Origin of the sequence: Anoxybacillus sp. MB8 (genome assembly GCF_011006755.1) — a bacterium.
Classification (GTDB): Bacteria; Bacillota; Bacilli; order Bacillales; family Anoxybacillaceae; genus Anoxybacillus; species Anoxybacillus gonensis.
This window is the reverse complement of sequence record NZ_RXXX01000016.1, coordinates 48,440-55,699: the sequence shown is the minus strand read 5'-3', so window position 1 is coordinate 55,699 and position 7,260 is coordinate 48,440. Positions and strand designations below refer to the sequence as shown.

The 7,260-nt window shown below is 41.7% G+C and carries 7 protein-coding genes; 1 reads left to right on the top strand and 6 read right to left on the bottom strand.

Translation table 11 applies throughout. The features are described from left to right. Positions 1 to 94 precede the first annotated feature (94 nt). The 4 genes from EKC99_RS07735 to EKC99_RS07720 all read right to left on the bottom strand — a co-directional run bounded on the left by EKC99_RS07735 (position 95) and on the right by EKC99_RS07720 (position 4,072). A complete protein-coding gene (locus EKC99_RS07735; RefSeq protein WP_009362558.1) occupies positions 95 to 955 on the bottom strand; it encodes a permease in 861 nt (286 codons plus the stop codon). A 67-nt stretch (positions 956 to 1,022) separates the two neighbouring features. Next, entirely contained in the window at positions 1,023 to 1,469 is a 447-nt protein-coding gene (locus EKC99_RS07730; RefSeq protein ID WP_163151298.1) for a MarR family winged helix-turn-helix transcriptional regulator, read from the bottom strand. A gap of 194 nt (positions 1,470 to 1,663) precedes the next feature. Next, positions 1,664 to 3,154 carry a malate dehydrogenase (quinone) gene (gene mqo / locus EKC99_RS07725; protein WP_163151304.1) on the bottom strand — a complete coding sequence of 497 codons (1,491 nt, stop codon included), beginning with the start codon at positions 3,152 to 3,154 and terminating at the stop codon, positions 1,664 to 1,666. 255 nt (positions 3,155 to 3,409) lie between these two features. After that, positions 3,410 to 4,072, bottom strand: coding sequence for a DUF975 family protein (locus EKC99_RS07720; protein ID WP_163151296.1), 663 nt, complete (start codon positions 4,070 to 4,072; stop codon positions 3,410 to 3,412). Positions 4,073 to 4,231: 159 nt separating this feature from the next. Here EKC99_RS07720 and EKC99_RS07715 point away from each other — a divergent pair, with 159 nt between their 5' ends. Beyond that, on the top strand, positions 4,232 to 4,606 hold the full coding sequence (locus tag EKC99_RS07715; RefSeq protein ID WP_042894122.1) for a zinc ribbon domain-containing protein: 375 nt from the start codon (positions 4,232 to 4,234) through the stop codon (positions 4,604 to 4,606). A 209-nt stretch (positions 4,607 to 4,815) separates the two neighbouring features. On the opposite strand, the gene EKC99_RS07710 is transcribed toward EKC99_RS07715, so the two are convergent. Beyond that, positions 4,816 to 5,805: a CapA family protein gene (locus EKC99_RS07710; protein WP_483296096.1), complete on the bottom strand. Its 990-nt coding sequence runs from the start codon at positions 5,803 to 5,805 to the stop codon at positions 4,816 to 4,818. 104 nt (positions 5,806 to 5,909) lie between these two features. After that, entirely contained in the window at positions 5,910 to 7,154 is a 1,245-nt protein-coding gene (locus EKC99_RS07705; RefSeq protein ID WP_163151292.1) for a GntP family permease, read from the bottom strand. Between the last annotated feature and the right edge of the window lie 106 nt (positions 7,155 to 7,260).

The following is a 7,260-nucleotide window of genomic DNA, read 5'->3' as shown; positions in this document are numbered from 1 at the left end:
TTGGTCAAGGGCGAATCCAATTCCACTATCCTCTTTATTTTCCTTCAACAGGTAGACCATGATGACTTTTCATAGATTTTTTGACGCTACCGTTTTATATGATGTAAAACAAAAATCCTGACAAAGTCGCCATCGAGATGACCGAGGCGATGAACGCCCAAACGAGTTTCTTATGAAAAATGCTATGCAGTAGTGTAATCTCTGGTAAGCTTGCGCCTGCGGAGCTAATCATGAGCGCCATCATCGGACCGAGCGCCATCCCTTTTGCAAGTAGCATTTGCGAAATCGGTATCATCGTAGAGAGACGGATGTACAAAGGAATGCCGATGATTGCCGCAAGCGGAACAAGCCACCATGTATCACCTCCCATATATGTTGAAATCCAGTCCGTTGGCACAACGCCATGGATGAATGCGCCAATGCCAGCACCTAACAATAAATACGGATATACGGTTTTCATGAGATGAAGCGTCTCATGCCACGCTTCTTTCAACGTCCGTTTTTTTCCGATATCCACGTTTCCTTTCACAATCACGCGTTTGACTGCGCGTTCAAATCCAAAAGCCTCTAGCATAAAACCGATGAGAATCGAAAGCATCGCCGTCAATAACGTATATACGACGGCTACTTTGATGCCAAGCAATGCGGTCATTAACGTTAAAATCGTCGGATCAAGTACAGGGGAAGCGAATAAAAAAATCATGACAAGCCCGAACCGAACGTTTTTGTTTAAGAGAGACACGACGACCGGGATGGTCGAACATGAACAAAATGGAGTCACAAATGCAAACATGACAGCAATGATTGCCCCAATGAGCGGATGGCGCTCTGCCAACAGCTGTTGCATGCGATCATACGGGATGTATCCCTCAATGAATTGAATAAAAAACGAAATAACAAGAAAAAGGAACGTAAGCTCTAACGCTAAAAAGAAAAACGATTGTATCGTTTCCAAATGAATTCTCTCCTTTATTTGCAAAATGCAAGTATTTGTTCAAGCAATAGGCAAGATTTCTCTTGCCTTAAAATAACGGTTTGCAACAGACTGTTGATTTGGCCATACATTCATTCAACAACTGAATGGAGCGAATAACCGTTTCGCGTTCAAACTCGCTCATATGTGAAAATACTTCACCTAAATATTCGTTCACTTCCGCGTCAATTTTTGCTGTGACGTATTTTCCTTCCGGCGTTAACGATAAAATATAGACGCGGCGGTCTTGGGAATAAGGTGTTTTTTTCACTAAGTTCATTTTGACAAGCGTTTGAATTTGCCGGCTGAACGTCGTAATATCGATGGCTAACGCATCAGCCACTTGTTGCATCGATGGTTCGTTCATCCGGTCAATTTCGTATAAAATATGGCTTTGCACAAGCGATAATTCAACCCCACCAACCGTACAGCAATTTCGGTCTAACAGCCCGAGACGTTTTGTCATCGTGTGGAATAGTTCGCGAACATTTTCCATTTCCTCACCTCTTGACTTTATTATACGTCATTATTTGCATTTTGCAACTAAAAACAAAAAATATTTTTCTCCTCGTTTATAACATCCTAGTCCAACCTAAGACGAAACAAAGGTAAATTATTTCCTCATTATAACAAATGTGTGCATGAACGCTACAAAAAAGACAGAAGTCCTCCGACTTCTGCCTTTCGCATTTATGCAATTTGGAGAGGCATATTTTCTTTTAGGCCAAGCGTTTCAGCAGCGAGCATTTGTACGTCGCGTAAAAGTGTTTCGTTTTTCATCAGTGATACACCGTATGATGGGATCATTTCTTTAATTTTTGGTTCCCATTGTTTCATTTCATTTGGGAAGCATTTTTCAATGACTTCAAGCATGACATGAACAGCCGTTGAAGCGCCTGGTGATGCACCGAGTAAAGCAGCAACGGAGCCGTCATGGGCGGCAACAACTTCCGTACCGAATTGAAGCGTTCCTTTGCCACCTGCTTCTGTATCTTTAATGACTTGCACGCGCTGACCAGCGATAATAACATCCCAATCTTCGCTTTTCGCATTCGGGATAAATTCGCGCAATTCTTCCATGCGTTGTTCTTTTGATAACATGACTTGTTCAATTAAATATTTTGTAAGCGCCATGTTTTTCGCCCCTGCTGCAAGCATCGTCAGCACGTTGTGCGGTTTGACAGACGTAATTAAGTCGAATATCGAACCGTTCTTTAAAAACTTTGGCGAAAACCCAGCGAACGGTCCAAATAATAACATTTTCTCATTGCCTATGAATCTCGTATCTAAATGTGGGACAGACATCGGCGGTGCACCAACTTTCGCTTTTCCGTACACTTTCGCATGATGTTGAGCAATGATATCCGGATTGTTGCACACCATAAATAGTCCGCTTACCGGGAATCCACCGATTCCTTTTCCTTCAGGGATGCCGGATTTTTGTAGTAAATGTAAGCTTCCGCCGCCTGCACCGATAAAGACGAACTTCGCTGTATGGACTTCGACCTCGCCGGTTGTGAGGTTGCGCACCTTTACTTCCCATAAATTGTCGCTTGTCCGTTTCATATCTTCAACATGATGTTTATAATATAAATTGACATGCTTATGTTCTAAATGTTCAAATAACATGCGCGTTAAAGCTCCAAAGTTCACATCTGTCCCTGACTCCATGCGCGTGGCAGCAATCGGTTCTGTGACGATGCGGTCTTCCATCATCAGCGGAATCCACTCTTTCAATTTTTGCGGATCGTCAGAAAACTCCATCCCTTTAAATAACGGATGATTAGCCATCTGTTCAAAGCGCTTTCTTAAAAACGCGACGTTTTCTTCTCCCTGCACGAAACTCATATGCGGGATTGGCATAACAAATTCCTTCGGGTTGCGAATGTGCTTATTTTGAACGAGATAAGACCAAAATTGTAGCGACTCTTGAAATTGTTCGTTAATTTTAATCGCTTTGCTTATATCAACTGATCCGTCCGCTTTTTCCACTGTGTAGTTTAGTTCACAAAGTGCGGCATGACCGGTTCCGGCATTGTTCCATTCGTTCGAACTTTCATCTGCTGGTTGATCTAATCTTTCAAATACCGCAATATCCCACTCTGGTGCCAATTCTTTTAACAACGTCCCTAAAGTCGCACTCATAATCCCCGCACCAATTAAAATGACATCTGTTTTCATCATTGGACCCCCTAAATCCCATCGATTCGATCAAAAACTTCTCCGTATTTATTATAACACATTTCAATTATAGTATGTCACTATTATTGTTTATTTTACAAACGTAGTTATATCGTTAAATCAAAACACCTCTACCCTTGCATATGTTCGACAAAAAGAAACAATATTCTTTTTTTAATGATTTTACAAAACAATTCGATATTTTACTAGCTTTATTTCAAAAAAATAAAACGAACAAGGGCGCCCTTGTTCGTTTTATTCAGCCGGTGCTTCTTGCGTACGAATAAATTGATCATAAAACGCAGCAAGCGATGTGTAGATGTATGGGACGAGCCATAAAAATCCGATACCAAACGTGAGCATTGAGAGAAGTCCCCAACCGATAAAGCTCAAATATAGTAAAAATAACTTTCCTTTATACCCTTTCATTCGTTTTTTACTTTCGCTAATCGCTTGAAGTGCACTGTACTCTGGATGATCTTTTAATAAAAAGAACGTTTGTGAGTAAGATAACGATTTAATAATTCCCGGGATGATGAGCAATAAACTCCATAAAAAGACGAAAAGCCCGAATAAAAGCGAAGTACCAATCAGCTTTAAAGCTAATTTTCCGTTTTGATAAACAGTAAATAGCGGAGCGATACGAATAGGCTCATTGCGATACGCATCTAAAAACACCCAATACAAGACGACACTAAGCGGGATGAGTGCAAACGAAACAAACATGCTTACAATCGAGGCAGATGCCGGTACAGTTTCTTGATAAAGCCACGCTTCCCATCCTCCACTGAACACAACCTCAACACCGAAAGGAACAACCATCGTTACAAGGGCATAAACAAGTATGAGAAGCACCGCGCTCCCCCATTTTCCTTTCAATGCTTTCCTTGCTTCACGCCTTAATGATGATAATGACATATCATAAAACCCTCCTTCTGTGTCATGATGCTTACCATATATTTTATGGCATCAATACTCATTCTAGCATACATTCTACTCCTTTTATTTAAAAACAACATGAACTTTATCTATTTCTTGTATATAATGGATGTATCAAACAAATTGGAGGGAATACACATGAAAAGTATAAAGCCTGGCCGTGGACCGTCCATGCAAGGTTTTATTGGCAGTATCGCCACCATTTTATTCGGCATATTTTGGACGTTTATGACTTTTTCCATTACAAAAGAATCTCCAATTGCAGGAACACAAATCTTTCCTTTTTTCGGATTGATCGTTATTGGTATCGGTATTTTTCAGGCGGTATATCATTATAAAAACGCTACAGGGAAAGAACGGATGTCCATCGTCGATATCGTTGACGAAAATGAAGAAAAAGATCCGCTAAATGCTCGCTTCGCCCATCATGAAGAAGGGAAGTTTTGCCCTTACTGCGGAACAAACGTACAAACAGATTTTCGCTTTTGTCCATCTTGCGGAAAGGCGTTATAAAACCGAGCATATCGCTCGGTTTTAATCTTCTAACATAAAAAGATACTCACTAAACTTTTTTACCCTCTTTTTCCCTTTATAGACCGCATCAACCATACAGAACCAAAAACAAACACAGCAAAAACCCCAAACAACGTGCCGAGCATCACGAGTTGAAATACAATGTCCCCGATGTACATAAAATCAACTCCTTTTCTTTCCATTATACTTTATTTTTCATATACGAGCCATGTTGGTTTGTTAATTTTTGCTGATAGATGAACAATTTTTGTTTTTACGCGACTTGCTTCTTTTCCTTGAAGTGGAATCGGCTGATAGTTGTTTCGCGTCGTGACAGATGAGATGCGAAATGGAATGATGCGAATCGTTGTTTTCGGCTGTTTTTTTCCGTTAACAAAATAAAATGTTTGTTGATAAACGAACGTATCTTTATCGCTCGGATTTTTATTGCCTCCAAACATAAAATTGCCTAAGCTATAAACGATCATTTTTCCTTTATATTGCTCCATTCCTTGAATGACGTGCGGATGATGGCCAACGACAAGATCTGCTCCGCTATCGATCGCAAATTTTCCTAACGCTTTTTGCGTGCTATTTGGCACATAGCTTCGCTCCTCACCCCAATGGAAATGAACGAGAACGATTTGGACTCCTTGTTTTCGTAGGGCATCTATGTCGTTTTCCATTTGCTGTCGCACCGCCTTCGTATCGCTCCATCCTTTATAGCCGAGCGCACCGATTTTCACTCCTTTGACGGTCTTCACAAGCCGTATTCCGTTCCCGAAATATCCGACGTTCGCTCGTTTTAACGTAGCAATCGTATCTATATATCCTTTTTGTCCATAGTCCAACGTATGATTATTCGCAAGATTGACCCCTTCAATGCTCGCGCGTGTTAAAATGTTAACGTACGACGGATCGCCTCGAAAACGAAACTTTTTCTCCGCTTTTTGCGTTGCATTTGTTAACGTTGTTTCCAAATTGACGGTTGTAAAATCATCTTTCTTAAAAATCGGTTCAATATATTTTGTAAAAAAAGCAAGACCATTTTTTTTCGCTTCATGATCAAACGAATATGTATAGCCATAGTTGTCATCGCGACCAAGCGTCACATCGCCTGCGACGCTTAATGTAATGCTCGTTTCTCCTTGTGCCCAAGCAGGATGTGCAAATAAAAACAGACAGACAAATATAAAAATATATACGTTTCTCACTTCTCCACTCCCCTTTCATATATCATTTTTCTACATATGGATGGAAAGTCCTTTTTTTATTTTATTTGTTGATGATTTAGAACATTGTTTTATAAAAGTAAAGTAAAAACAATCGTAGATGTTGCTGCAATCGTTAAGCCGATGAGCGTTTCAGACGGAAGCAATTGGAGACGCTCTTTCGGTGACATATGCACGCTTGCTGCTGTAGCATGAAAAAAACTGCCGTGTGGCAAATGATCAAGCACCGTTGCGCCCGCATGTACCATCGCCGCACCGGCGAGCGGCGAGACGCCTGCTTCCATTAACGCTTTTCCGAATACGTGGCTCGCTACTGCCGCACCGGCTGTTGTTGATGCAGTCATGCCTGATAATAATGCACCGGCGAACGGAGCGATGACATATGGAGAAAGGCCGAGAGACTGAAACGTATCCATAAACGTTTCATGTAACGATGAATTTGCTATGACGCCGGCTAGCGTTCCTGTACCTATAAGCATCAACACAACATCGCTCATTTTTTCCATACCCACGCGCAAAAACATGTTTAGCTCATTCGTTTTATTCATTACAACTACGCCAACGAGCGCACCGACTGGCAATGCGATGAGCGGATCAATCGCGATGCTAAAAAGTGGACGGAGCAACAACAGACTAATGGCAACAAGAGGGGCAACGATTGCCTTTTGCCATGAAAGTGTTTCTTTTTTCACTGTTTCGACTTGTACGCTATGTACGACGTCACGAGACCATCGTTTCGCAAGCTGATACGTGACAAAAAGGGCGACAACAGCTGGCGCGATGCCGGCAATCATCAGTGAAGAAAGCGGCACATGAAACGCTTCTGCTGCGGCGATCGTGTTCGGATTCGGGGAAATGATATTCCCTGCTTTCCCTCCACCAATTAATGCAAGCAATATCGCAAAGCGCGACAGCTCAAGCCGATGCGCAATTGCAAGCGCAACAGGGGCAATTGTCATAATGGCAACATCAACAAACACTCCACAAGCCGTTAACATCATCGCTGTACAACATAGCGTAAACAGTGCATATTTTTCTCCACACGCTTGCACAAGTTTTTCTGCCAGCGCGACAGCCGCCCCTGATTGCATGAATACGCCAGCTAGCACACCAGCAGCTAACATGCGCAAAATAGAAGGGATCATTTCTTTTGCACCATCTATCATGAAACGAACGGCCTCATCGATCGAAGCCCCGCCAAGTAAAGCGCCAATAAACGCCCCACACATCATCCCATACCCTACCGGAACGTTCCGTAAAATAAAAATAATAGCTAGTAAAAATGCGATCATTGCTCCAAATGTGTTCACTGTCAACTCCCCTTTCTATGCACATAATTACAAAAAATATATATAATCCCATTGTATGAGCATTGCTCGAAGTCATGCAAGCACAAAAAAGGTGCCCTGTTCGGACACCTTT

What these genes read in the sequence shown, in the direction of transcription:
- EKC99_RS07720 (WP_163151296.1), bottom strand. Translation starts at nt 4,072, where the DNA reads ATGTCATTATCATCATTAAGGCGTGAAGCAAGGAAAGCATTGAAAGGA.
- EKC99_RS07715 (WP_042894122.1), top strand. Translation starts at nt 4,232, where the DNA reads ATGAAAAGTATAAAGCCTGGCCGTGGACCGTCCATGCAAGGTTTTATT.
- mqo (WP_163151304.1), bottom strand. Translation starts at nt 3,154, where the DNA reads ATGAAAACAGATGTCATTTTAATTGGTGCGGGGATTATGAGTGCGACT.
- EKC99_RS07730 (WP_163151298.1), bottom strand. Translation starts at nt 1,469, where the DNA reads ATGGAAAATGTTCGCGAACTATTCCACACGATGACAAAACGTCTCGGG.